This is a genomic window from Winogradskyella sp. PG-2, from assembly GCF_000828715.1.
Taxonomy (GTDB): Bacteria; Bacteroidota; Bacteroidia; order Flavobacteriales; family Flavobacteriaceae; genus Winogradskyella.
In genome coordinates this window covers 3,591,716-3,617,218 of sequence record NZ_AP014583.1, presented here as the reverse complement: position 1 = coordinate 3,617,218, position 25,503 = coordinate 3,591,716, and the positions used below count along the sequence as shown (strand labels likewise).

Below are 25,503 nucleotides of genomic sequence, written 5' to 3'. Positions count from 1 at the left end.
TCATATTTAATTTTAAGATCAAATTAATTATTCAATTTCTCATTTATTTCTTCATTAATTGCATCCCATTTAATCCTAAGTTCTGAACCAATTTTATCAGAAACAGCTCTTAATTTCCTCAATTTAAAAGATATAAAAACACTTAACACTCCTGTCGCTACAAAAGCGATCCCAATCCAAAATGCAACTGTTTTACCAGCAAGTTTAGGGTTATTAATTAAAATGTAAGAAAGCGCAATACCGATAAGCCCCATAAGAAGTGCAAGCCACCAGTCATTTACGCCAACAGCTTTTAGGTCGAAGGAACGAAATATGGTGTATATAGAGCGCACAAACACAACCATAGCTATTAGAATGGAAAGCACAATAAAGCTAATCTGAGGTCTCGAAATTAGAATTAGAGCAATAGCTAAATCAATAAATGCAAACATTAAGCTTCCTTGAGAAGTAACTTTCTTTTTTTTATGAGCTAGAATTACGTACAATTCTATAAGACTTGAAACCAAAACAGCGTATCCAATGATCTTCGAAAGAGTTAAAAACGTGTCCTCTGAAAAAAAAGTGCAATATACTCCTAAAAAAACAAAAATAAGGCCAAAAATTAAGGGTATATACCATGTATCTACTGCGTCTTGTATTAATTTAATATTCTTCATTAATATAACTGGTTTTAATTGTAATCTAATTAAGAATTTTTTAAAAGACTAGGGAAAGTTAGCTAAAATAAATTAACTAATCATTCTGCAATTTAATTAATTCTTAACGAAAAAGAAAAATATTAGCGCTATTATTTTTAAAAAAGTATGCAAAAAACTGAACAAACACTCCTAATAATTTTAATACAAAATCTCTCAAATTTGAGATATCTAGTTTCTTTAGTATTTAGCGTTAAAAATGATAATACTAAATTTAGATTTTGTAACAAATAACGTTAAGACTTTTTTACAATTTTATGTTACAATAATAATTTTTGTGAATTGGTATAACGGAACTTCAAGCAAAAAGACACCAATCACAAAAAAATAATTTTGTTGAAATTATAAGCTAGATAATCCAAAAGATAAGATTTTATTATCTAATAAATTATAAATGGTTGACCTAATTAATTATAGCTCAAATAGTCCTTTGCAAATCCTATCACAACACATCAAAGTCTCGACAGAATCACTTGCCTAAAACTTTTATGTAAATTACTAAAGAACTGATTTTTCATTCAGACAGAGTAACTCAATATGCTAGCTGTAAATTCACCAACATTCTAAAAAACTATAATGGATTGGTAAAACAAAGTATGAGTAGAAAGGGTAATTGTTGGGATAATGCAATAGCTAAAAGCTTCTTTAAAAGCCTGAAGATAGAATGGACATATAAACATAATTATGACCAAAAGAATCAAGCAGAGCTGTCTACTTTTATTTCGATAGAAACTTAATATAACAAGAGAAAAAGACACTCTTACATAAGGTATAAATGAATTTGAAGTAAATATGTATAACAACAATCAAGCAGCATAGTCATTCAACTTAAAGTCTAAAATTTTATTGCATATCCACACAAATATTTATTCCTCTTTATTAAACGTTTAGGTCACTATTGATTTTCGATAATTTTATTAGTCCTTTACTTTGGTATAATAAGCAAAATCACTCTTACCTCCTGAGAAGTAAAACTCTATATTTTTTGATTTAGTAAACTTGATATTAGACATTACTATGTTAGCACCTAACATACCTAAAAAAGTATTTTTATTATGCCAATAATATTTAAATTCAGGATATTTTTCTGAAAAAGCAGTCAATATGTTGCCATTCACACGAAGTTCTATGATTTCTGGAGCTTTAGGACTAGTTGATTCCTTTAATTTGTAAATTCCAAGAATATTTTTTTTGTCTGCTAAGTCTAGATAAGATTCGAAACTAGGGAAGTTCGTTATATCATCGTCAATATTCAGAATTTTTGAAATTTCATTGTGTATAGAAATAGCTGTTCGTTTGTAGATTTCAGTAGCAATAAAAACATTTCTAATACCATTCATATACTTTAAAAATCAACCTTCTATATCTTGGGGGATATTTTTAAGCTTGCTTTTCTTGTCCAAAAAGGAGATAATAAAACTTCCAGCAATTTTAGGAATAAACCATCAGTTTGATTTATAGATTAAACTTTTTAGCTCTCTGCTACAATGTATTGTAGCCATTTTGCTTGATGCAAAAGTCTAAGACATCGAATAAAAGCGTATCATTAGTTCTGCAAGGAAAGAAGGAATATCAGGAAAAATTATTCAATAATTTTCGATTCGGTGATTGAGTGCCTACACCCAATTTTACAGGTCATTAAAAGAAGTTTTATTCTTAGATAATCTTTATTGTTTTACTAAGCAATTTTATGGATCAAGCAGACAAAAGAGTATCGATCCTGATGAACATCCCCGTATTATTTGTAGATTAATATTTCGGGAATACACGTAGATGCGGCTTTGTCGTGCTGCTGAATCGCACGCTGGCTCACGCCAGCTTCCCAACATTTGCTACCGCAAATTTGGTTCTGCCGAATCACAGCCGCCAGACCGTCACAAACGTTATACAAAACCGTTATGGTGCATTAAAAAGAAACATTGAAAACAAAGAAGATTCGCGGACATAAAAGAAGATATAATGACATTGACCATTGGGTTGAAACGCATAAGAATTTCAACTTGGACAATTTAAAAGAATACCAAATAGATTATGCAAAGATTCGAGTCCACCCTTGGAGCGGAATTTCTTTAACCAGCAGCCAAAAACCTGAACCAACAAGACAAACAAAGTCCAAAATTTTAAGTGGACTAATTGCAATTAATGATTCTTGGAAAAATGAATTAAACAAACTTGGAGAAAACTATTATTTGAAAATATGGCTGTTTGAACCAAGGTTTGCGAGTTCTCAAGTTGTTTGTGCTCTTGGAAACTATTTGGACTTTTATGAAAACACATTTTACAAACCTGATAAGTTTAAGAAATTGAACCCCGTAAATTATGGCCAGCTAAAAGTGAAATTGAAAATTTTAATTGAGAGTATAGACTTGACCAAGACAACTTTGACAATAGTGAACCAGGCGCCCCAGAAGTATACGCAAAATCAGCAGACTATGAAGAAGATAAAAAGGCGGTATGAAAAAATGCTAAAAAACCACACAGGACAACGAAATTTAAAGACCCTATTGTAAAAGCCACAGAATCATATTCATTCAAAAAGGGAAATGTTTGGCTTGAAGAAAAATAAAAAACGACACCACAACAACACCTAAACTGCATTAAAACGCAGCTTAACTAAAACGTTTAAGTGCTAATGAATCTCAATAATATTGATTTGTACACGTTTAATCTGTATTTCTAAATATTAGCAATAAATTCGCTATATTTAAAATCCAAAACGAGGCTTCACATAGCCCTGCGTTGTGCTTCATTAATTGATCAACGGCCGAAAGTAAAATATAAATCAAAATTGAAACTAGTAACAAATAAATATTCCAAATAATTGTGCGTCTAAAGCTTACCTTAAAATAACAGAATAGACACATTTGAATAGTCCTTGAATTAAAGTATTGTATACACAATATTCTTATTTTTACTCAAACTATTTTTTTAAGATAATGGTAATTAATAAAAACAACATCTTACGAAAACTTATAACATCAGTTATAATATTTATAGCATTAGTTTTTATGGGAATGTTAATCATTCCTTCAATTTTTGAAGATAATATTTCAACAAAGATAAAAACTGCTGTGAACGACAATATCAATTCTCAATTTAGTTTTGATGACTCTAATATTTCTTTCTTCACCCATTTTCCGGACCTCACACTTTCCTTTGAAAATGTAACTATTCAAGGTAATGCACCATTTTCAGAAACATCACTAATTAAAGCTAAAGAATTGAGTTTTGGTGTTAATATTTTTAGACTCATTTTCTCACGGGCAATCGAGGTCAATAAAACTTATGTCACTGACTCTGAAATAGAAATAATTAAGGATCAGTTTAGTCGTGTTAATTATAATATTGCTAAAACTGCAGATAACATTGAAGAAGAAATAGAGGCTAATTCTAACATAGACTTAAGTTTTGAAGGTCTGGTGCTGACAAATACCAGTATCATTTACAGAAACCTAGAAAACGGCGTAACTGTATATTCCAAAGGGGTTAATTATGATGGTGACCTTAAGCTTCTTGAGAGAAAGTTAGAGCTTGGGTCTAAACTAACTATAGACAATATTGATTTAGTCTTTGATAAAATAGAGTATCTTAAAGGGAAGAAATTAAGGGCAAAATCATTCACCGTATACGATACCAAAAATTTATCGGTAGAACTGGATAAGAATTCGATATGGATTAATGGCTTAGACCTTGATTTTGAAGGATTGTTAAATATATTTGAAGACGGTATTGCCTATGATTTAAATTTTAAAACCAACAATGGTGACTTCAAAAAGTTGGCGAGCGCATTACCCCCAAAATATGTAGAATGGTCTAAAGATTTAAAAGTTTTAAAAGGAAATTTAAATGCTGATTTGCATCTAATTAGTTCTGTTGGAAATGTGCCTTCCGAATATAGAAAAGAAGAAGCCATCCTAGACCTAGAAATTACAGAAGGTGCCATTACTCATAACACTTCCGAGTATAACTTAGAAAATCTTCTCATAAAAATACAAGGAAGGTTTAAACCTAATTGTTTTAATGTTAAGGTTGATACTTTGAGTTTTACAATCGACGACGAAAAATCCTATGGTAACCTTTACCTTGACGGAAGCTCAGATTCGCTATTCATTAAATATAGTATAACCTCAAAAGTAAATTTAGATAAGCTTAACAAAGCCCTTACACTACCTAATGTGAAGTTTTCAGGTGTTTTAGAATCCGATTGGATGACCGAAGGTGTGTATCAACCCAAAACGTCAAAGTTTCCAAAATCTAAAGGGTATTTTACGTTGAAGGATGGAACGCTATTAACAGCACGTCATCCAGAACCTTTAAAAAATATTAATATTAGTGCAAAGATTAAAAATGATGGTGATAGTTATGCATCGTCTACTTTAGATATTGATACTTTGAGTTTTAGCTTCCTAAATAATCCATTTAAAGCCAAGGGAAAGTTTCAGGATTTTGACAATCTAAAATATAATATACAAGCCAAAGGTAAAATTGACTTTACCACACTTAATAAAGCTATAGCTCTACCTTTCTTATTTTCTGAAGGAAAGATGGATTCGAATATAAGTATGGTAGGACAGCTCAATGATACATCCCAAGAAAAAAAACATAGCGGAACATTAAAGTTGCAGAATATTAATTTAGAATCAGATGCGCTTCAACAACCATTGTATATTGATGAAGGTAACTTTATATTTTTAAATGACAGAGTAGGCTTTACAGACTTAAAAGTACATTACGGTAGGTCTAATGCAACTTTAAATGGTCACTTTAAAGATTATTTAAAATATTTCCTTTACAAAAAAGATGTTCTGCGAGGCGATTTAGACTTATACTCTAAAAAAATTGATATCACTGAGTTCTTTCCAAAAGTAGAGGTAATACAAACAAACTCGGATAGTTTAACAACCGCCTACACTAAAGCCGGAGTGACCAACGGTGTTTTACAAGTGCCATCTAATTTAGATATTTCTCTTGGATTAAACATCGATAGCTTACAATACAATTCACTAGAAATTTCTAAACTCACAGGAAATCTGGGTATAAATAATAGAGCTCTAATCCTTAAAAAAGGACAGTTGAATATGGTAGATGGCTCAGCTAAGCTAGAAGGTGCTTATAATGCATTATCACCTGAAAAGGCCTTGTTTTCTATGAAAATTAAAGCGCAAAACCTTAATATAAAAAAGGCTTATAATTCCATGGTTTTATTTGAGGAACTTTTGCCTGCTGCGGAGAAGGCTTCCGGAAGTATATCTACAAATTATGAATTATCAGGAACTTTAAATAAAGAAATGATCCCCGAATTACGGTCATTAAAGGGAGGAGGTGAACTTACAGGAAGTAATATTCAGTTTGAGGATTATAAGTTGATGGGACGATTATCTAAAAAATCAGGATTTAATGCGCTTAATGATCCTAAAGTCTCAGAAATTAAAATTAAATCTACTATCGAGAGTAATGTATTGGAGTTAGAACGATTCAAATTTAAAGTGCGGCCTTTCCGCTTAAGAACAGAAGGTCAAATTGCACTAGATGGCGAGCTTAGTCTTAAGATGCGCATAGGGTTACCTCCTTTTGGTATTATTGGTATTCCAGTAACGGTAAAAGGGCCTAGTGATGATTTTAAAATCAAACTCGGCAAGAAAACAAAAGACCTTAAAGCTGTGGATGCTGAAGATCCCGATTATACAGACGAGGACCTCTTTCGCTTAAATATGCTAAAGGATTCTATACGAGAAGGGATGACATTAAAAGAAATAACCGCTATGGAAGAGCACATTAATAACATCACACCAAATGATCCTATTAGACTTAACGACATTTGGTTATTGGAGTCCGTTTGGATTAATGGAGAAGAAGTTGAAATTGCACAATACACCTTTGAAAAAGGCAATCCCGTTCTAGAAATAAACATCAGGAATATGTCCTTTTTGGGTCACGAGGGTTGTAATAACATAATAGGAGAAGTATTGATAATAGCGTTGGGAAAAATAACTTTTGGACCAGTGACCAGCACAGATATGATGTGTCCAAATCCTGAACTTACTAAAGCTTATATTGAAAATCTCGGACAAGTTAATCGCTATACCTATGAACAACTTCAACTTACACTATACAAAGATGAAATACCTTTACTTAAGTTTAAAAAAAATTGAATAAACATAAACTAATGATATCTTAATTACGATGAAAACAAACAAATTTTTATTGAATATTTAATGTTGAGCGCATTATTAATAGTACCATGTGGCGAAAAGACAAAGGAATGCTCCCAAAATAGAAAACAGTACCGAAGAAAAAACAGAATCTAAAACTGCAATTAGCCCAGCTACAGCGGATAATAATAAGAACTCTTTAGATTGGTATGGTATTTACCAAGGTGTTGTACCCTATGCCGATTGCGAAGGTATAAAAACAAAAATCTCATTATTTAAGAGCGGTGAATTTTCACGCTCACTAGAGTATTTAGGTAAGTCGGAAGTACCAATGACTGATTCTGGAACGTATACTTGGAATCCCGAAGGTGGTAAAATCAAACTCTCTTCTGCTGATGGATATACACAGTCCTATCAGGTTGGTTAAAATGTATTGTTCTATTTAGACAAAGAAGGTCATAGAATAACAGGTGAATTAGCCGAAAATTATAAACTTATGAAAAACACAGCCAATTCTAATTTAGAAAATAAAACATGGGTATTGATAGAATTAATGGGTGAAGCCATAGAGCAAGCAGATAGTGATAAACGATTCAGTTAACTTTTAATAGTGACAAAGGAACACTTCCTGGACATAATGGTTGCAATCTATTTTCAGGAGGATATGACTTGATGAATGGTAATAGTTACAAATCAGGCCCTTTTGCAAATACACTTATGGCCTGTAAGTATATGGAACGCTCTACAAAGTTTATTGGAGTTATAGAATCCGGAAATAATTATTCTCTACTGGATGGTATGCTCAATATCAATAAAAACTGTATGGCGACACTGGCTAAATTTAAATTAAAGGAATAAAGGACGACTTATGCGAAAGTTCTTAATTGTTTTTTTGGTAATCATTGGGTGGGCTTTTTTCTTTATACGTCTTTATGTGAGGTTAAGTACACCCAATGTACCTATTACAGAATCTCTAATACAATACTTTAGTTATTTTAGTATATTAACAAAGCTTATCGTTAGTATTTATTGCACCTATTTATTGTTTCAAAAGGAAGATAGTGAATCAATTAATATTTATGCTCATGAATAAAATAACTGGTTACAACAATGGCTATAAAGCATAGGCCTAACCAACCAAACCGTTCCTGCGCTTCATAGCCGGAACGATGATGTCGAATACGCCTGCGGCGCACTTTTGTCTATGCTGCTGCGCAGACTCGATATCCAAAAGCAGTTCGACATCATCGCTGCGCTATACCAATTGCATTATAATATACATGATATAACTATCAGCTAGATTACCCGCTTCGGCGCATTTACTCAACATATCAGATCGCTAAATGCAATTGGTTGCTCTTTTTTTGTTCCCAATAAATCAAAAATCAAAGCAAACCCTTGCTGCGCAAGCTAGCTTAAAGTTGATAATTGCCAATTAAAATTCATAACTTAAGATGAATATTGCCAAGCATCAACACGATTTTTTAATTATCTTCACAAAAAAATAGACAACTGCACATAGCGCAGCGTTATAAAACATTTGATACGGATATCTACAATAACATAAAAATAAATTAAATGAGAAAATTAAAATTAACTACAATGATTTCTGAAGGTTGGGATTTGGTATTCGTAACAAGTGCTGTAGAAAGTGATGCAGGTAAAAATGACGGAAATGGTACTTTTATTACACGCTATATCTTAAAAGAAAATTGAATTAAAAAAACGTTTTACAAAAACTTGTATAGCACATACCTCTGAATACACTAAAATTTATTTATCTTTAAATTATTTAAATTTTGTGTAACTCACTCGAACCGAAAATCGTTGCCAGCCATACACAAACACGTTATAAACAATGTTAAATAAAATGATAAAGCCATCTATAATTATATTTCTGGTATCTACTTTAATTTTGGGTTGCAAAGAAGAAAGAAAAGATCCTTTTTCTGTAATCGAAGTTAATGTCACTAATCATCAATTACTGGACAGCTTAATTATTTATGACAAAGATATGTCATGGGAGATAAAGTCTGTTCTTCGATTTAAAGAATCAAATATAGTTATAGATACAATGAATATTCTAGAAAATAAACTTTATCAAATTTATTCATTTATAGACGGGAAACAGGGTGAATTGGGTGAATTAGTAATTTCCAAAAATAGCAAAATAGCTCTAACTTTAGATGAGAAGAAACTTTTCGAGTCTAAAGAATATTCTGGCAACTTTAACTTGGCTAATAATTTCTTAGCCTATTCTAAAAAACATCAACACCAATTATCTGAAACGGTTCGCAATGGAATAGAACAAGAGGAGCTTGAAATACTCATTGATGAAAAAGGTGTCTTAATTAATGAAAAAGGGATTTCACTAAACATAGTTGATAGCTTAAGGACTTATGTGAAATTGAAATTTAGGGAATTCTCTGATATTCTTAAACAGAAGAATACAAAATACTTGTATAAAGAATCTTTAGTAAGTACAATAGGGAACAACTTTTCTTTCATAGATATTGATAACAATAATATATCTTTAAAAGACTTTCAAGGCAAATACCTTTACATCGATGTTTGGGCTACTTGGTGTAAACCCTGTAAAGTAGAATATGTTTTTCTAAAACAACTAGAGGAACACTTTTCTAATAATAATGATGAACTTCAAATTATCTCCATTAGCACGGATAGAGAATTTGATAAATGGGAGAAGTATATTACTAAAAGTTCAATTGAAGGAATACAACTTTATTCTGGAGCAAAATCAGATTTTGTAAAGTTTTATGATATTGGTGCTCTACCTAGATTCATATTTTTAGATAAAGAAGGTAGAGTTATTAGTCCTGAAGAAATAAGACCATCTAATCCTGAATTATTAAAAAAACTGGAATCAACTGTTTATAACAATGGCTATAATTAATACGGGTTTTGGAGCTTAACCCAATGTTAAGAGCTTTTAACCAAGACCGCCAAATCTTTTGATTTGGCTTTAGAATAAAAAAGATAAAACAAAATAAAAAGTTTTGGCTAAGTGCTTAATCGAAAGTTCACTACTTTCAATTCCCGTACTAACCATAGCCGAGACGTTAAGCGACACAATATATTACCGTACTTTACTTCGCATAACTAAATTATGAATAAGTCTTGGTGATAAACGTTTAACAAAAACACCAAACTTTTCAAACTTACCAATATAGGCCTCAAACTTTTCTTTGCGAATGGCTTTAATCATTTTCTTTACAAAGGCATTGACTTCTAATCCATTTTCGGTCATTTCATCTTGATGCACTTGTTTACTACCATCTGCCGTTAAGGCATTACGAGCTACATTAGTATTTACAAAACCTGGACATATCATAGTAACCTTAATATTGTCTTTATCATGCTCTAAACGTAGTGCATCAAAAAAGCCATGTAAAGCATGCTTTGCTCCGCAATACGCTGATCTATAATGCGAACTGAATTTACCCATAAGACTTGATACAACGACGTAATGTCCGGATGAATGAGCAACAAAATGTGGTAAGATAGCTTTAGATAAAGCAATCGTTCCTAAGTAGTCAATTTCCATTAATTTTTTATCAACTTCAATAGATGTTTCAATAATAGGAGAGCGTTGACTGATTCCACCATTATTAATAAGAATATCAACTTTGCCAAATAAAGCAATAGCACTTTCTGCAATAGGTTTCATATTGAGATAGTCTGCTAAGTCTAAAGTTAGAACCTTTACTTGTTCTGGAGACGAGCATTGATTTTTTACCTCCAATAGCTCAGTTTTTCTTCGCGAAGATAAAATGAGTTTACAGTTTTGTTTAGAAAGCTCTATTGCTAAAGCTTTACCAATACCACTAGACGCTCCAGTAATCCATACTACTTTATTATTAAATGTCATTTTATTGTTTTTGAATTGAGCCACTCTTTCCTTAAATCATCAGAAATTTTTCCTGTACCATCGTGTTTCCAACCGGGTGGTTTTATTAGATATAGAATTCTATTTTTTAATGATTTTTCACCAGTAAAAGTATCTTTAAACATTCTCCACCACTCAATAAATGCAATTTTAACAGGATTGTATGTCTCGATATTCTTTACTAAGCCATAAGTCACTTTTTCATCTCCCAGTTCTGGTTGAAATGTCCCAAAAAATCGATCCCAAATAATTAAAATACCTGCATGATTTCGATCTAAGTATATAGGATTGCTCCCATGATGAACTCTATGGTGAGATGGTGTATTAAAAATAGCCTCAAACCATTTTGGCATTTTATTAATGGCTTCAGTATGAATCCAAAATTGATACAATAAACTAATAGACATCTGCAACAAAATCATAGCAGGATGAAAGCCTAATAATGGCAACCATAACCAAAAAAATAAAGGTGTAAAAGCCACCAGACCAAGTTTGTCTTAACGCTGTGCTTAAGTTATAGTGTTGCGATGAATGATGAACTACATGAGATGCCCAAAATAAACGACACTCGTGCGATATGCGATGAAACCAATAGTAAGCAAAATCGTCTGCGAAAAAAAGTAATACAAAAGACCACCAAATTACAGGAATTGTGAATAGTCTAAAATTGTCATAAACCCAAAAGAATACAAACAAGACCAATGCCTTGCTCGCAAATCCTAGTATTACATTTCCTAATCCCATAGCAATAGATGAAAAAGCATCTTTGGTTTCATAAGTCTTTATATGCTGCTTTGCAGTAACATATAACTCTAATAACATTGCCAAAACAAAGAAAGGAATGGCATATAAAATTATATTAGGAAAATCTGGCATTTATTTTTCTTTAAAAATATACTTTTTTTAGATAAATACTCGGTTAAAAATCTGCAGATGCGTATTTTTATATTTTAAAATTGAAAACTATAATTATGAAATTGAAGCTTTTCGGACTTCTATTATTTTTTGGATTAAATAATGCCTTTTCACAAATAGATCAATCTCAAACTGGTGCATGGTATATGTATTTTTTTAATCATCAATTTAAAGAAAGCCAATGGGGAATTCAAGGTGATTTTCAATATAGAGATTGGCAAGGTTTAGGAGATAAAGAGCAATTATTATTACGTTCGGGAATTACATTTTCACCAAAAAATGCTGGTGTAAAGTTTACATTAGGTTATGGAAATGTTACTACCGGACAATTTGGTGACAGTGATGACACATCTGCTGAAAGTAGAATTTATCAAGAAGCATTAATTCCACAAAAATTAGGGAGTCGTTTTTATGTAACACACAGATTCCGTTACGAGCAACGCTTTGTTGAAGATCAAGAATTTAGAACACGCTATCGTTACAACTTATTTTTAAACGTACCGCTAAACAAAAAAGAAATAGCACCAAAAGCAATATATGCCGCTTTATATAATGAGGTATTTATAAATGGAGGTACTGATATTGGTGATGGTAGAACTGTTCAAATATTTGATAGAAATAGAACCTATTTAGGATTTGGTTATGTGCTGAACCCAAAAATCCGCTTTCAGTTTGGTTGGATGAATCAAAAAACGGTGAGTTGGGGAAAAGGACAGCTACAGTTTAGTATGCATCACAAAATTTAAGATGATAAAAGCAAGCTATCATAGATACATTTTAAATTTTAAAAGACCAAGTGGCACATCGCGAGGTGTCATAAAAATTAAAGAAACTTGGTTTATTACGTTACAAAGAGATGGTATTGCTGGAGTTGGAGAATGCGGAATCTTAAGAGGTTTATCAATAGATGATAGATCAGATTATGAGGATAAATTGATATGGACTTGTAGTAACATCAATTTAGGTTTAGAAACGCTATTAAATGAACTTACGGAGTTCCCAAGTATTCAGTTTGGACTAGAAGCTGCATTTAAATCCTTAGATAGTGTTGATAAATTTCAATTGTTTCCTTCTGCATTTACAAAAGGATTTGATAGTATTCCTATAAACGGTTTAGTTTGGATGGGAAGCGAGGATTTTATGCGAGAACAGATTAAGGATAAGATTAATGCTGGTTTTGATTGTATAAAACTAAAAATTGGTGCTATAGATTTTCAAACAGAATTAGATATTTTAAAATCTATTAGAAAAGAATTCTCAGTTTCTGATATACAATTGCGTGTTGATGCTAATGGAGCATTTTCAGAAAATAACGCTTTAGAGAAACTAAAGCGACTTTCTGAATATCAATTACATTCCATAGAACAGCCAATTATGCCCAAGCAATTTGAAAGTATGGCTAAGCTTTGCGAAGTCACACCATTACCAATAGCCTTAGATGAAGAATTGATAGGTGTTTTTTCAGAAAATGAAAAGCAAAAGATACTCAAAACCATAAGTCCTCAATATATTATTTTAAAACCTAGTTTAGTTGGTGGTTTTAAGGGAAGTCAACAGTGGATTGATTTTGCTGAGAATTTAAATATTAAATGGTGGATTACAAGTGCATTAGAGAGTAATATTGGTCTAAATGCCATAGCACAATGGACGTATACACTAAAGAACAGTATGCCCCAAGGATTAGGTACAGGGAGTTTATTTACAAACAACTTTGATTCGCCATTAACTATAAAAAATGGTACTTTGCACTACGATTTAAAAAAGAATTGGAAATTTAATTTATAATTATGAATTATATACAACAAGCATATAAAGGGCAACGTGAATTATGGATGTTTATACTAACAACAATTTTAGTTGCTGGTATTTTTCTTGCTAATTTTGTAGTTTATTTAACTTCTGATCCAGGTGAATTAGATGCTGCAATGGAACTATTTAAGGATTGGCCATCCAGTATATTTTTAATCATTAATTTATTACCGTTTGCATTTTTGCTTGGACTCTTATTTGTATTGGTGAAATTTATACACCAACGTAGTATTTTATCGTTGACTACAGCACGGTCAAAAGTAGATTTTAAGAGGATTCTATTCTCATTTTTAATGGTTTGTACATTTACATTAGTCGCTTTTGGAATAGGTTATTATATGGATTCTTCTGAGATTGTTTTTCAATTTAATGCAGGTAAATTTGCCATACTATTTTTGATAAGCATTCTACTTTTTCCATTGCAAATTGGTTTAGAAGAATACCTTTTTAGAGGGTATTTAATGCAACATGTTGGTGTTTTGGTTAAGAATAAATGGTTTCCTTTAATATTAACTTCTGTATTATTTGGAATCGCACACTCAGCTAATCCAGAAATTGGAGCTATCGGATTCTGGAAAATGATGATTTTCTATATAGGTACAGGCTTGTTATTGGGTATAATGACTTTGATGGATGATGGATTAGAACTTGCTTTGGGATGGCATTTAGGTAATAATTTATTAGCATCTTTATTAGTCACAGCAGATTGGACAGCTTTGCAGACAGATGCAGTTTTTAAAAGTACAGCAGATCCTTCGATGAGTATGATTTCTGAAATTATATTCCCTGTGCTAATTATTTATCCAATTATGCTACTAATATTGTCAAAAAAATATGACTGGAAAAATTGGCAAGATCGTTTATTCGGAAAAGTTACAGCACCACCAAAAGAAGATTACAAAATAATAGAATAATGACACCTAAGTTCAATAAAGTTCATAATCGCTTTAAGTTTAATGGACTTCATTTTAATCATGAAGAGTTAAAAGAGGTTGCTTATAGCCTTATTAAAGAAGGTGAACAATATGAAAAAGTTACAGGTAATTTTTTAATTGATTGGTTAAACGAGAAGAATTATTTGCATATGAATTCTTCAGGTTCTACAGGCCAACCAAAACGAATTAAATTATCTAAACAGGCTATGGTGAATTCTGCTATTGCAACAGGTGATTTTTTTGGATTAAAGCCTGGATATAAAGCGTTACATTGCCTGCCAAGTCATTATATAGCTGGTAAAATGATGTTTGTGCGTGCCTTAGTACTTGGACTAGAAATTGATTTTGTAGAGCCAAGTGCAGATCCGATTTTCGACTATAATAAGCGCTATGATTTTTGTGCTATGATTCCTTTACAATTAAAGCACACAATTGATTCTACAAAGAATATCAAAACCATAATCATTGGTGGATCAAAAATAACCAAACCATTATTAGAAAAGATTAAAGTAAGTAGGTCAAAGTTTTATGAAACTTATGGTATGACGGAAACTGTGACTCATGTTGCTGTGCGTTCATTACAATCTAAAACGACTAATGGAGAAACTTATTTTAGCGCGTTAGCTAATGTAAATTTTGAACAAGATGAAAGACAATGTTTAATTATTAATGCTCCTAAATTAGTAGAAGGAGCTTTAGTTACTAACGATATTGTCGATTTAAAATCTGAAACTAGTTTTAATTTATTAGGACGTTTTGACAATGTTATTAATTCTGGTGGAATAAAATTATTTCCTGAGCAAATAGAAGACAAATTACAATCTGTAATAGATGAACGTTATATAGTAGCAGGAGAATCTGATGTCGATCTTGGCGAAAAACTCATCTTAATAGTTGAAAATCCAACAGGCTCTATTGAAGTTATAGAAGACAGAATTAAGCAGTTAAAAGGCTTAACAAAATATGAAATCCCTAAGAAGATTTATAAAGCAGATAAGCTAATTGAAACTGCAAGCGGTAAAATTCAGCGTAATAAAACCATAAAAGCAGTTCTTGGATAGTTAACTCACTCAGAGACTTACTTCACTCATTATAAGTTTAAAAAAATGATGTTTGTTTTTAGGTTTACATAAACTTATAACTCAAACATTATGAAAAATTTAGGACTCATTTTATTATTTGTGCTGACAGCTCTAAAGATTAGTGCACAAGAAAAAACCATTTCAGGAACTGTAACAGCAGACTTTGACGCCATACCTATACAAGGTGTAAATGTTATTGTTAAAGGTACAACTAGAGGTACTCAAACTAATATGGATGGTAAATATATTATTAAAGCAAAACCAGAAGATGTACTTGTATTTAGCTATATAGGTTATAAATCTGTAAGCAAAAAAGTTAAAAACGCTCTAGAAATAAATGTCGCATTATTAGTAGATGATAATACTTTAGAAGAAGTTGTAGTTGTTGGTTATGGCACTACGACTAAAAAGGCTTATGCAGGCACAGCAAGTGTAGTAAGATCAGAGCAAATTAAAAGTAAACGCTTTACCAATGTATCTCAATCTCTAGCGGGTAAAGCTGCAGGAGTTACAGTTATTAATACTTCTGGTCAGCCAGGAACTAAGTCTACAGTAAGAATTAGAGGTTATGGTTCAGTAAATGGTAATAGACAACCGTTATATGTTATCGATGGAGTTCCATACAATGGTGACCTAAGTAAGATTAATCCAAATGAAATTAAGAGCACAACGGTTTTAAAAGATAGTGCTGCAACGTCAATTTATGGTTCTCGTGGAGTAAATGGTGTTATTTTAATTAAAACTCATAATGGTAATCATAAAATTGATAATAATGATGAGTATGCAAAAATTGTAGAGAATCCATTTAAACGTGCTAGTCAAACACCATTATCAACCTTTTCAATTGATGTAGATAAAGCATCTTATAGTAATGTTAGACGAATGATTAATAATGGTGAGCGTGTAAGACCAGATGCAGTTAAGGTTGAAGAAATGGTTAACTATTTTAATTATAATTATCCACAACCAAAAGATGAACATCCTTTTTCTATTAATTCAGAAGTGGTTACAACTCCTTGGCATGATAAAACGCAGTTAGTTAGAATTGGACTTCAAGGTAAAACGTATAAAAATGAAGAATTACCAGCATCTAACTTAACTTTTCTAATAGATGTTTCAGGTTCTATGAGTTCTTATAATAAACTAGACTTATTAAAGCCAGCTTTTAAATTACTCGTTAAGCAACTAAGAGCAAAAGATAAAGTATCTATTGTTGTATATGCAGGAGCTGCTGGAGTGGTTTTAGAACCAACCTCTGGTGATCATAAAGAAAAGATTTTGGATGCGTTAAATAATCTACAAGCTGGAGGTTCTACAGCAGGTGGTGCAGGAATTGAATTAGCATATAAACTTGCAGAAAAGCATTTTAAGAAAAATGGAAATAACAGAGTAATATTAGCTACTGATGGAGATTTTAATGTTGGTGCATCTAGTGATAGTGAAATGCAAACTTTAATTGAAGAGAAGCGCAAGTCTGGAGTATTCTTATCCGTTTTAGGCTTCGGGTATGGAAACTATAAAGATTCAAAATTAGAAACCTTAGCAGATAAAGGAAATGGTAATCATGCTTACATTGATAACATGCAAGAAGCTCAGAAAGTCTTTGGAAAAGAATTTGGCGGCACACTTTTTACTATTGCTAAAGATGTTAAGATTCAGGTAGAGTTTAATCCAAAGAAAGTACAAGCCTTTCGTTTAATTGGTTATGAAAACAGATTATTAGCTGACGAAGATTTTGTAGATGACACAAAGGATGCAGGCGAATTAGGAAGCGGACATACAGTTACGGCTTTATATGAAGTTATTCCGACTGGTTTAGAAAGTGATTACCTAAAGAAAATCCCCAATTTAAAATACACTAAATCTGAAGTTAACTTAAATTATGATGATGAATTATTTACTGTGAAATTTAGATATAAGAAACCAGACGGAACTAAAAGTATAGAAATGGTTCATATTCAAAGCACTGACATTTCTGAAGCATCAAAGAGTATGAATTTTGTATCAGCAGTAGCATTATTCAGTATGCAACTTAGACAATCTAAATATTTTAATAAAGCTTCTGTATCTAAAGTCATTGAATTAGCAGAACATGGTAGAAGCGAAGATAAGGAAGGTTATAGAGCCGAGTTTATTAGACTTGTGAAGTCTTATGATAATTTAAATTAGGATTTATTATCACCAAACAAAAAAGCCAATGCATTTGCATTGGCTTTTTTTATATCTAAATCCGCTATAATTAATTTTCAGCAGATAAATTTTTCATTTCTTCTTCAATCATTTCGTAGAACTGATCAATCTTTGGTAATACAACAATACGTGTACGTCTATTTTTAGCTCTATTTTCTGCTGTATCATTTTCAACTAATGGTACATAAGAACTTCTTCCTGCAGCAATTAATTGTTGTGGATTTACATCTAAACTTTCTAAAACTCTTACAACAGAAGTTGCACGTTTTACGCTTAAATCCCAATTATCTAATAAAGGTGGTTTGCTATATGATTTGTTATCTGTATGTGATTCTACCATAGCTTCAAAATCAGGTTTGCTATTAATAACTTGTGCAACTTTGCCAAGAATTTCATTTGCTCTATCAGTTACGTCATAACTACCGCTTTTAAATAGTAATTTGTCAGCAATAGAAATAAATACAACACCTTTCTCTACATTAACCTCTATGTCTGGATCGCTTATACCAACTGCTTTTTTAAGACTAGTCACAACAGCTAGAGTCACACTATCTTTTTTAGTCAGGGCATCTTGTAGACGTGATATTTTTAAATCTTTCTCTTTTAAGCTTTCTAACGATTTTTCAAGATTTTCTGCACCCTTTTTAGTCAATGTCGTTAAGTTACCTTTAGTATCAATTAAGTCTTGATTAGATTTACGTAAATCAGCTAATTGATCTTTCATCGTTTCGACTCTTGCATTTGCTGCTGCTGCATCAGAAAGACATGCATTTAATTTTACTGTTGCTGTGTTTAGTAAATCCTGAGATTTTTCATATTTTTCTTGAAGTGCAACATGTTCTTTCTTTGCTACACAAGATGATAACAAGAACATTCCACATACACTCAATAACATTAGTTTCTTCATAATTGAATCTTAGTTTTAATTTTTCATTATAATAACTCAAAATTATAGAAAAGAAAACATGACTCAACAACGATTAACAAATCTTTTAACAGTTTTATAAACAATTAAAATTTTGTTCGTTTTTTAATGAAGTAGGACCAAACAATAGATTTAGATTCAAAGTAGTTGGATTGTTTTGGTAATAGTCTACGCTGTTTTAAAATTCTACCTAAATTTATGTAAAATGAGCCATGTGCTTTTATAATAGCGAAAAAATATTGTGGTTTTAATTGTAATAAAAATCTAATTCCAGCAATACCATCTAATGACATTCGGGTTATAGTTCTAATAAAGACATTTGAGTCTGTGTTTTTTACTAATGTAAAAAGACTATTCCTAAAATTTAAATACGTTTTCTTTGGATTGGTATTACTTAATGTTGCACCACCAACATGAAACACGGTAGATAAACCAACATATTTTGCTTTGAGATTAGTATTAAACGCACGCCAACACAAATCAATTTCTTCCATGTGTGCAAAGTAAGATTCATCAAAACCATTGAGATTCTTAAAAACTGAGTTTCTAATAAAAAAACAAGCACCAGAAACCCAAAAAATTACTTCAGTATCATTGTATTGTGCTTTATCTTCCTCAATGGTATTAAAAATGCGTCCACGACAATATGGATAGCCATACTTGTCTATATATCCACCAGCTGCGCCAGCATATTCAAAAAGAGATTTGTTTTTGTAATCGAGAATTTTAGGCTGAATAATAGCAGTGTCAACATCAGAATTGAATGTGTCTAAAACTGGTCGTAACCAATGTGCGGTTACTTCAATATCGCTATTCAATAAGCAGAGCAGAGGTTCTTCAACAGTTTTAAGTGCATCATTATATCCTTTTGCATAACCACCGTTTTCAGTATTTTGAATAATTTTTACTGTCGGAAAATGCTCGGAAATAAAAGTAACAGAGTCATCAGTTGATGCGTTATCTGCAACATAGATATTTGCATCATCAGAATATTTAATTACAGAAGGTAAAAACTGTTGAAGCAATTTTTGCCCATTCCAGTTTAAAATCACAACTGCTATATCCTTTGTTTTATGCATCTATTCTAAAGTGTAATTAGGAATGTCTTTTAAAAACGTATAACGTTTTGCTAGCATATCCATTTCACAATAATAATGATTTAAACCATTAGTAACCATTAAATATGAAGCATTTAAGACTAAATTGTAACGTGCTATTTGATCGAAAGTCGTTTGGTTGATTTTAACTTTATGTGATTTACACTCTACGATGAGCTGAATACTGCCATCAGGATTAAAAACAACAATATCATAACGTTTCTTCAGACCATTAATAGTTAATTCTTTTTCAACGTTGATTAAAGACTTAGGAAATTTCTTGTCATTAATTAAATAGTTTATACAGTGTTGACGCACCCATTCTTCAGGTTGAAGAATGATGAATTTTTTCCGAATGACATCAAAAATAGAAACTTTATTTTCTGTACTTTTGAATCGGTATTCAAACTTAGGAAAGTTGAGTTCTTGCACTACACAAAATTAATGCTATAAAGTCACTCAGACAAACAATTTAAGAGATTGGACGACGTAAAACAATTAGTTTCTGCAATAAAGAAAGGCGATATTAAACCTATCTATTTTTTAATGGGTGAGGAGGCTTATTATATTGATAAGATTTCGGATTTTATTGAGGACAATGTTTTAGAAGAAGCTGAAAAGGGATTTAACCAAATGGTATTATACGGCCGCGATGTATCAATTGATGATATTGTAAGCAATGCTAAGCGTTATCCAATGATGGCAGAACGCCAAGTTGTTATAGTAAAAGAAGCACAAGATTTAAGCAGAACAATTGAAAAGTTAGCTAAATATGCTGAAAATCCACAACCATCGACTGTTCTGGTGGTTAATTACAAATACAAAAAAATAGATAAGCGTAAAGCTTTGTATAAAGCAATTAATAAAGTTGGTGTTGTATATGAAAGTAAGAAGCTTTATGAAAACCAAGTTGCTGATTGGATAAGACGTGTACTTTCTGGTCAGAGTTATAATATTTCACCTAAAGCATCTCAAATGTTGGTTGAATTTTTAGGAACTGATTTAGGGAAAATAGATAATGAACTCAATAAATTAAAAATCGTTTTACCAAAAGGCACTCAGATTACACCAGAACATATTGAAGAAAATATAGGTATTAGTAAAGACTATAATAATTTTGAGTTACGTAAAGCTGTTGGTGAACGGAATGTCATAAAAGCACATAAAATTGCGAAGTATTTTGCTGATAATCCAAAGGATAATCCAATGGTGGTCACGGTGTCATTATTGTTCAATTTCTTTTCTCAATTATTGCATCTTCATGGGATGTCTGACAAGAATCCACGAAGTGTAGCTTCAGCACTAAGGGTTAACCCTTATTTTGTGAATGAATACCTAACTGCTGCGCGAAATTATCCTATGAAGAAAGTAAGTTCAGTGATTAGTTTATTACGCGAATTTGATGTAAAAAGTAAAGGAGTAGGATCTAACGCTGTGGCTCAAGGTGACTTGCTTAAAGAATTGTTAGTAAGGATTTTAGGCTAATGTATTATTGCTCTTCAATTATGGATTCACCTTCAGAATAATCTCCAGAAGTCCATTTCCATTTTTCGTGCAATCTAATTTTTCCATTAGCAAGTATTTCAGGTTTTGAAATACAAACTCCTGTCATTAAAATTCCATCTAAACTTACTTGATGGTAACGCATATTTATAGTTCCATCTTTATCTACAATACCAATAAGGTGTCCATATTTTATGTTTCCTCTTGAATAATGAGAAGTAAGTATATTACCATTTTGCTTATATTAAAAAAACGTATCACCAGAAGTTTCACTATTACTAGTTGTTTGTATCAGTTTAAATATTTTTCTGTTGTAATTCAATTTAGTTGATGATTAAGCGTTTTGTTACAGAAAATCCACTATCATTTACTTCAATGTTTATCAAGTAAATTCCAGTTGTTAACTCAGAAATATTAACTCTTTTCTTATTTGTGGTCTTAACCAAACGTCCTGTAATACTATAAATTTTTGTAATGCAACCCTTATGACTTAATGTAATATAGTCTTTAGCTGGATTAGGATAAAAAGAAAAAGATTTTATATCAGATGACCTAAGACTTAATGTGGAAACATTGAAACTATAAAGTCCTGAAGCATCAGGAGTATTTTCCTCTGCTGATACATAATATTCATTTGCACTAATAGGAGTTATGCCTTCAATCTGAGGCGAATAATTTGTAGGTACAGAGACAGTTGTTTTAATTACAGAACCATTTGAAAATAAACCTGAACTAAAATCACTCAACTGGATAAGAAATGCTCCATTAAAATCATAACCACTTAGTATAACACTGTTATCTAAGGCATTATAAGTTGCTCCAGATATTAAACCTTGAGCAGCAATCGTATCTATACTAGTAATACTATAAGTTCCTGGCGTTTTAGAAAGTTCATAAATGTCAGTATTTCCATTTAGCCAATTTTTAGAAAAGACATATAGTTTGTTATTAAAGTGTATGAGTCCTTCAGCATCAAAATTTGTAGCTGTTGGACTTGGTGTAAAATCAGTCTGGTTACTATAGCTAAAATTTATAACATCTGCAGTTACACTCGTATTTGCAAAATAATCAGTAATTAATATGCGATAGACCCTTAGGTTTGTCCTTGAGGCATCGTAATTTCCAAAATCACCTATGTATATATAAGTACCATCATGTGTAAGATCTTCCCAATCACCATTTGCAGCATTATTTACGATAACAGTTCTTGTAACTGCTCCTGTCGATGTATCTACATCATATAATTCATTGGCATTAGATGAATCATTATGAGTAATCAGTGTATTGTTGAGATAGAGTAGACCAGAAGTTTCATTGATACTAGCATCTAGAGCTGTTTCTAAATTCAATTGCTGAGCAGAACTACTTATAAATGAAAACAATAAAATAAAAGTATAATAAATAGACTTCATAGTTAACAGGTCTTAAACAAGTATAAATGTAGTTATTCTATTTATTTGAATACTAAAAAGTATTTAAATCTACGCTTATTTAAGTTTAATTGTAAAAGACTTGTCTAAAAGTCTAATAAGCGATAATAATGCAATAATTCTTCATCACTGCTTGGCAGTTTTCCAATTCCTTTTAATTTGAATCCTAAACGTTCTAATAGTTTTCTAGATGCTAAATTTTCCTTAAGTGTATAACCACTTAATTCTTTTAAATCATAGTCTTTTTTTGCAGCAATCATGATTTCATTTGAAGCCTCAAATGCATAACCCTTCCCTATGTATTCTGGTAAAAAAGCAAAACCAATATCTGCATCGTCTCTATCTTCTCTGTGATATAGTCCGCAAGTACCGGGTTTTATGTTATCATCTTTTCTGATGATGACATTGTTACCATAACCATGAGTCTTTAATTGCGGAAATGCTTTTTCTTTAATATAATCTGCAGCAGCTTCAACTGTTCTCACATTTCTATCTCCAATATTTTTAATCCATTTTGGAGTATTCATTAATTCTAAAATGAATGGAGCATCTTCAACATCAACTGGCCTGATGTTTAGTCTTTTGGTTTGTAAAGTATTATCTCCTTCCATTTGACATAAATTACGCAAAAATTGAATTTAAGGAAGATTATTTTAAAAGAAATTGCTTTAATTCTTCATAAGAACTAACAGCAACAGCAACTTTTTCTTTATCCATAACCGCTTCAATTTGAGAAGGTAAAGGAACGGTTTTTTTAATAACGTCTTCAACCACATCTAAGAATTTAGTGGGATGCGCTGTTTCTAAAAATATCACATGAGCTTCATTATTTTCTAAATAAGCTTTAGCTCCTAAATAACCAACTGCTCCATGAGGATCTGCGACATAATTATGTGATGCGTATAATTCTAAAAGTGCAGTTTTAGTTTCTTCGTCTGTGTAGCTATATGAGGAAAGATTTGCTTTTAAAGTTTCAAAATCATTATCATGTAACTCTTGAATACGTATAAAATTACTTGGATTGCCAACATCCATGGCATTACTGATGGTTTGCACAGATGGTTTTGGTTCATAAGATTGGGTAGTCATATAGTTAACAACCGTATCATTGGCATTATTAGCAGCAATAAAATGCTTTACAGGTAATCCTAATTTTTGAGCTACCATACCAGCACAAATGTTGCCAAAGTTTCCACTAGGAATAGAGAAAGCTATGTCTTTGTATTTAGATTTTAATTGTTTGTATGCAAATAAGTAGTAGAAGAGTTGTGGTAACCAACGAGCAATATTTATAGAGTTTGCAGAAGTAAGTTGCATTTGGCTTGTTAACTCCTCGTCCATAAAGGCACGCTTTACCATGTCTTGACAATCATCAAAAACACCATCAACTTCTAATGCTGTAATATTTTGACCTAAAGTAGTGAGTTGCTTTTCTTGAATATCACTTACTTTTCCGCTTGGATAAAGTATTACAACATTTACACCTTTAACACCTAAAAACCCATTAGCTACAGCACCACCTGTATCTCCAGATGTTGCTACTAAAACAGTAACTTCATGAGTATTAGATTTATTGAAATACCCTAAACATCTCGCCATAAATCGAGCTCCAACATCCTTAAAAGCCATTGTTGGTCCATGAAACAATTCTAAAGTAGAAATATTTTTATTAATATTTACAACAGGGAAATCAAAATTTAAAGTGTCTTCAACTATAGTTTTTAAAATAATCTCAGGAATCTCGGGAACAATGAATTGTTTAATTGCTTCAAAGGCAATTTCTGCGTTCGTTTTGTTTTCAATCGTCTCAAAGAAATATGTATCTAAAGGTGTTATAGATTCTGGAAAATATAATCCTTTGTCTGGTGCAAGCCCTCTGACTACAGCATCTGCGAAGGTGGTGTTTGGCGCTTTTCTATTTAGTGAGTAATAGTTCATTATAATGTCTTTATACCTTCGGTATTAATTTTAGAAACATAAGTTTCGAATTCTATATTTGTTTTAGAATATACATTCTGCATGGCTTCTTCTACCTTCTTAGCGGTAACTTCTCCATGACTCAAAGCAAAAATTGATGGACCAGAACCAGAAATTGCACAACCTAATGCACCAGTATCTATAGCTGCGCTTTTTATGTTGTCAAAATTTGGTATCAATTGTTTACGGAAAGGTTCAATAACAACATCATTTAGCGCATTCTTTATCAAATCATAATCTGATGTATGTAATGCATGCACCAAACTTCCAACATTTGCCCATTGTGTTATTGCATTTTGCAATGGAATATCTTTTGGCAAAATTGCTCGAGACTCGGAGGTTTTGATTTCAATTTGAGGGTGAATTAAAGTTGCATATAAATTTGATGGAGTAGGAAGCTCTAAAACATGTAATGGACATGCGCTTTTTACGAGTGTAAAGCCACCAAAAATAGCTGGAGCCAAATTATCCGCATGTTCACATTGACTTGCTACAGCCTCACCTTTCATGGCGTAATAAGTGAGCTTTATTTTATCTAAAGGTTTTCCTAGTAACTCGTTCATGCCATAGACACTGCCAGCTGCACTTGCAGAGCTACTTCCAATTCCGCTTCCAGGTTTTATATTCTTATAGATTTCAATCTCAAAACCACAATCTGGTTTTAAGTCTTCAGACATCGCTAAAGCAGAAACACCAGCTACATTTTTCTCTACTTCGTAAGGCAAATCGTGACCTACAATTTTAGTTATGCGTATGCCTTTTTCTTCAGTTTTTCTAATTACCATGTTATCTCCAATGGTATCTAAGCAAAAACCAAGAACGTCAAATCCGCAAGCCACATTGGCTACTGTAGCAGGTGAAAATATTTTAATTTCCTTGCTCATTT

The 25,503-nt window shown here is 31.8% G+C and carries 23 protein-coding genes and 2 pseudogenes; 13 read left to right on the top strand and 12 right to left on the bottom strand.

Annotation, left to right across the window (positions count from 1 at the left end):
• Window positions 1–23 precede the first annotated feature (23 nt).
• Window positions 24–656, bottom strand: a complete 633-nt coding sequence (locus tag WPG_RS16250) for an HdeD family acid-resistance protein (RefSeq protein ID WP_045474617.1) — start codon at window positions 654–656, stop codon at window positions 24–26.
• 533 nt (window positions 657–1,189) lie between these two features.
• Here WPG_RS16250 and WPG_RS17980 point away from each other — a divergent pair.
• A pseudogene (locus WPG_RS17980) lies at window positions 1,190–1,514 on the top strand (integrase core domain-containing protein); the annotation flags it as partial.
• A 98-nt stretch (window positions 1,515–1,612) separates the two neighbouring features.
• On the opposite strand, the gene WPG_RS16245 reads toward WPG_RS17980, so the two are convergent.
• A complete protein-coding gene (locus WPG_RS16245; RefSeq protein ID WP_045474614.1) occupies window positions 1,613–2,035 on the bottom strand; it encodes a hypothetical protein in 423 nt (140 codons plus the stop codon).
• A gap of 579 nt (window positions 2,036–2,614) precedes the next feature.
• Here WPG_RS16245 and WPG_RS17640 point away from each other — a divergent pair.
• The 6 genes from WPG_RS17640 to WPG_RS17635 all read left to right on the top strand — a co-directional run bounded on the left by WPG_RS17640 (window position 2,615) and on the right by WPG_RS17635 (window position 9,761).
• The gene (locus WPG_RS17640) at window positions 2,615–3,205 is read left to right on the top strand and encodes a hypothetical protein (RefSeq protein WP_052471309.1); all 591 of its coding nucleotides are present in this window, start codon (window positions 2,615–2,617) and stop codon (window positions 3,203–3,205) included.
• Between the two features lie 426 nt (window positions 3,206–3,631).
• On the top strand, window positions 3,632–6,847 hold the full coding sequence (locus WPG_RS16235) for an AsmA-like C-terminal region-containing protein (protein WP_045474612.1): 3,216 nt from the start codon (window positions 3,632–3,634) through the stop codon (window positions 6,845–6,847).
• A 91-nt stretch (window positions 6,848–6,938) separates the two neighbouring features.
• The gene (locus WPG_RS16230; RefSeq protein ID WP_052471308.1) at window positions 6,939–7,274 is read left to right on the top strand and encodes a copper resistance protein NlpE; all 336 of its coding nucleotides are present in this window, start codon (window positions 6,939–6,941) and stop codon (window positions 7,272–7,274) included.
• A 164-nt stretch (window positions 7,275–7,438) separates the two neighbouring features.
• Window positions 7,439–7,705: an META domain-containing protein gene (locus WPG_RS19030; protein ID WP_084221609.1), complete on the top strand. Its 267-nt coding sequence runs from the start codon at window positions 7,439–7,441 to the stop codon at window positions 7,703–7,705.
• Window positions 7,706–8,425: 720 nt separating this feature from the next.
• A complete protein-coding gene (locus WPG_RS18285) occupies window positions 8,426–8,563 on the top strand; it encodes a hypothetical protein (RefSeq protein ID WP_171817137.1) in 138 nt (45 codons plus the stop codon).
• 154 nt (window positions 8,564–8,717) lie between these two features.
• A complete protein-coding gene (locus WPG_RS17635; protein WP_171817200.1) occupies window positions 8,718–9,761 on the top strand; it encodes a TlpA family protein disulfide reductase in 1,044 nt (347 codons plus the stop codon).
• 183 nt (window positions 9,762–9,944) lie between these two features.
• Here the strand turns inward: WPG_RS17635 and WPG_RS16215 are convergent, their stop codons facing one another.
• Window positions 9,945–10,736 carry an SDR family oxidoreductase gene (locus WPG_RS16215; RefSeq protein ID WP_045474608.1) on the bottom strand — a complete coding sequence of 264 codons (792 nt, stop codon included), beginning with the start codon at window positions 10,734–10,736 and terminating at the stop codon, window positions 9,945–9,947.
• Window positions 10,733–11,498, bottom strand: a pseudogene (locus WPG_RS16210) (sterol desaturase family protein). The gene WPG_RS16215 and the pseudogene WPG_RS16210 overlap by 4 nt, the downstream one beginning before the upstream one ends.
• 227 nt (window positions 11,499–11,725) lie before the next feature.
• On the opposite strand from WPG_RS16210, the gene WPG_RS16205 reads away from it, so the two are divergent.
• The 5 genes from WPG_RS16205 to WPG_RS16185 all read left to right on the top strand — a co-directional run bounded on the left by WPG_RS16205 (window position 11,726) and on the right by WPG_RS16185 (window position 17,664).
• Window positions 11,726–12,415 carry a DUF2490 domain-containing protein gene (locus WPG_RS16205; RefSeq protein WP_171817199.1) on the top strand — a complete coding sequence of 230 codons (690 nt, stop codon included), beginning with the start codon at window positions 11,726–11,728 and terminating at the stop codon, window positions 12,413–12,415.
• A gap of 1 nt (window position 12,416) precedes the next feature.
• Entirely contained in the window at window positions 12,417–13,454 is a 1,038-nt protein-coding gene (locus WPG_RS16200; RefSeq protein ID WP_045474606.1) for an o-succinylbenzoate synthase, read from the top strand.
• 2 nt (window positions 13,455–13,456) lie between these two features.
• The gene (locus tag WPG_RS16195; protein ID WP_045474604.1) at window positions 13,457–14,392 is read left to right on the top strand and encodes a CPBP family intramembrane glutamic endopeptidase; all 936 of its coding nucleotides are present in this window, start codon (window positions 13,457–13,459) and stop codon (window positions 14,390–14,392) included.
• Entirely contained in the window at window positions 14,392–15,474 is a 1,083-nt protein-coding gene (locus WPG_RS16190; RefSeq protein WP_045474602.1) for an AMP-binding protein, read from the top strand. Before WPG_RS16195 ends, WPG_RS16190 begins: the two co-directional genes overlap by 1 nt.
• A 90-nt stretch (window positions 15,475–15,564) precedes the next feature.
• Window positions 15,565–17,664: a VWA domain-containing protein gene (locus tag WPG_RS16185; protein WP_045474600.1), complete on the top strand. Its 2,100-nt coding sequence runs from the start codon at window positions 15,565–15,567 to the stop codon at window positions 17,662–17,664.
• Between the two features lie 70 nt (window positions 17,665–17,734).
• Here the strand turns inward: WPG_RS16185 and WPG_RS16180 are convergent, their stop codons facing one another.
• From WPG_RS16180 to WPG_RS16170, 3 genes are all read right to left on the bottom strand, one after another.
• On the bottom strand, window positions 17,735–18,592 hold the full coding sequence (locus WPG_RS16180; protein WP_045474598.1) for a flagellar motor protein MotB: 858 nt from the start codon (window positions 18,590–18,592) through the stop codon (window positions 17,735–17,737).
• Window positions 18,593–18,696: 104 nt separating this feature from the next.
• A complete protein-coding gene (locus WPG_RS16175) occupies window positions 18,697–19,689 on the bottom strand; it encodes a glycosyltransferase family 2 protein (protein WP_045474596.1) in 993 nt (330 codons plus the stop codon).
• Window positions 19,690–20,139, bottom strand: coding sequence for a type I restriction enzyme HsdR N-terminal domain-containing protein (locus WPG_RS16170; RefSeq protein ID WP_045474594.1), 450 nt, complete (start codon window positions 20,137–20,139; stop codon window positions 19,690–19,692).
• Between the two features lie 48 nt (window positions 20,140–20,187).
• Here WPG_RS16170 and holA point away from each other — a divergent pair, with 48 nt between their 5' ends.
• Complete coding sequence (holA, locus tag WPG_RS16165) at window positions 20,188–21,192, top strand: DNA polymerase III subunit delta (protein WP_045474592.1); 1,005 nt, start codon at window positions 20,188–20,190, stop codon at window positions 21,190–21,192.
• 4 nt (window positions 21,193–21,196) lie between these two features.
• Here the strand turns inward: holA and WPG_RS18715 are convergent, their stop codons facing one another.
• The 5 genes from WPG_RS18715 to WPG_RS16140 all read right to left on the bottom strand — a co-directional run bounded on the left by WPG_RS18715 (window position 21,197) and on the right by WPG_RS16140 (window position 25,501).
• Entirely contained in the window at window positions 21,197–21,355 is a 159-nt protein-coding gene (locus WPG_RS18715; protein WP_231850216.1) for a hypothetical protein, read from the bottom strand.
• A 178-nt stretch (window positions 21,356–21,533) separates the two neighbouring features.
• The gene (locus WPG_RS16155) at window positions 21,534–22,622 is read right to left on the bottom strand and encodes a T9SS type A sorting domain-containing protein (RefSeq protein ID WP_045474589.1); all 1,089 of its coding nucleotides are present in this window, start codon (window positions 22,620–22,622) and stop codon (window positions 21,534–21,536) included.
• Window positions 22,623–22,726: 104 nt separating this feature from the next.
• Window positions 22,727–23,269 carry a GNAT family N-acetyltransferase gene (locus tag WPG_RS16150; protein WP_231850215.1) on the bottom strand — a complete coding sequence of 181 codons (543 nt, stop codon included), beginning with the start codon at window positions 23,267–23,269 and terminating at the stop codon, window positions 22,727–22,729.
• 19 nt (window positions 23,270–23,288) lie between these two features.
• Window positions 23,289–24,578 carry a threonine synthase gene (gene thrC, locus WPG_RS16145; RefSeq protein WP_045474578.1) on the bottom strand — a complete coding sequence of 430 codons (1,290 nt, stop codon included), beginning with the start codon at window positions 24,576–24,578 and terminating at the stop codon, window positions 23,289–23,291.
• Window positions 24,578–25,501, bottom strand: a complete 924-nt coding sequence (locus tag WPG_RS16140; protein ID WP_045474576.1) for a homoserine kinase — start codon at window positions 25,499–25,501, stop codon at window positions 24,578–24,580. Before WPG_RS16140 ends, thrC begins: the two co-directional genes overlap by 1 nt.
• Window positions 25,502–25,503 lie beyond the last annotated feature (2 nt).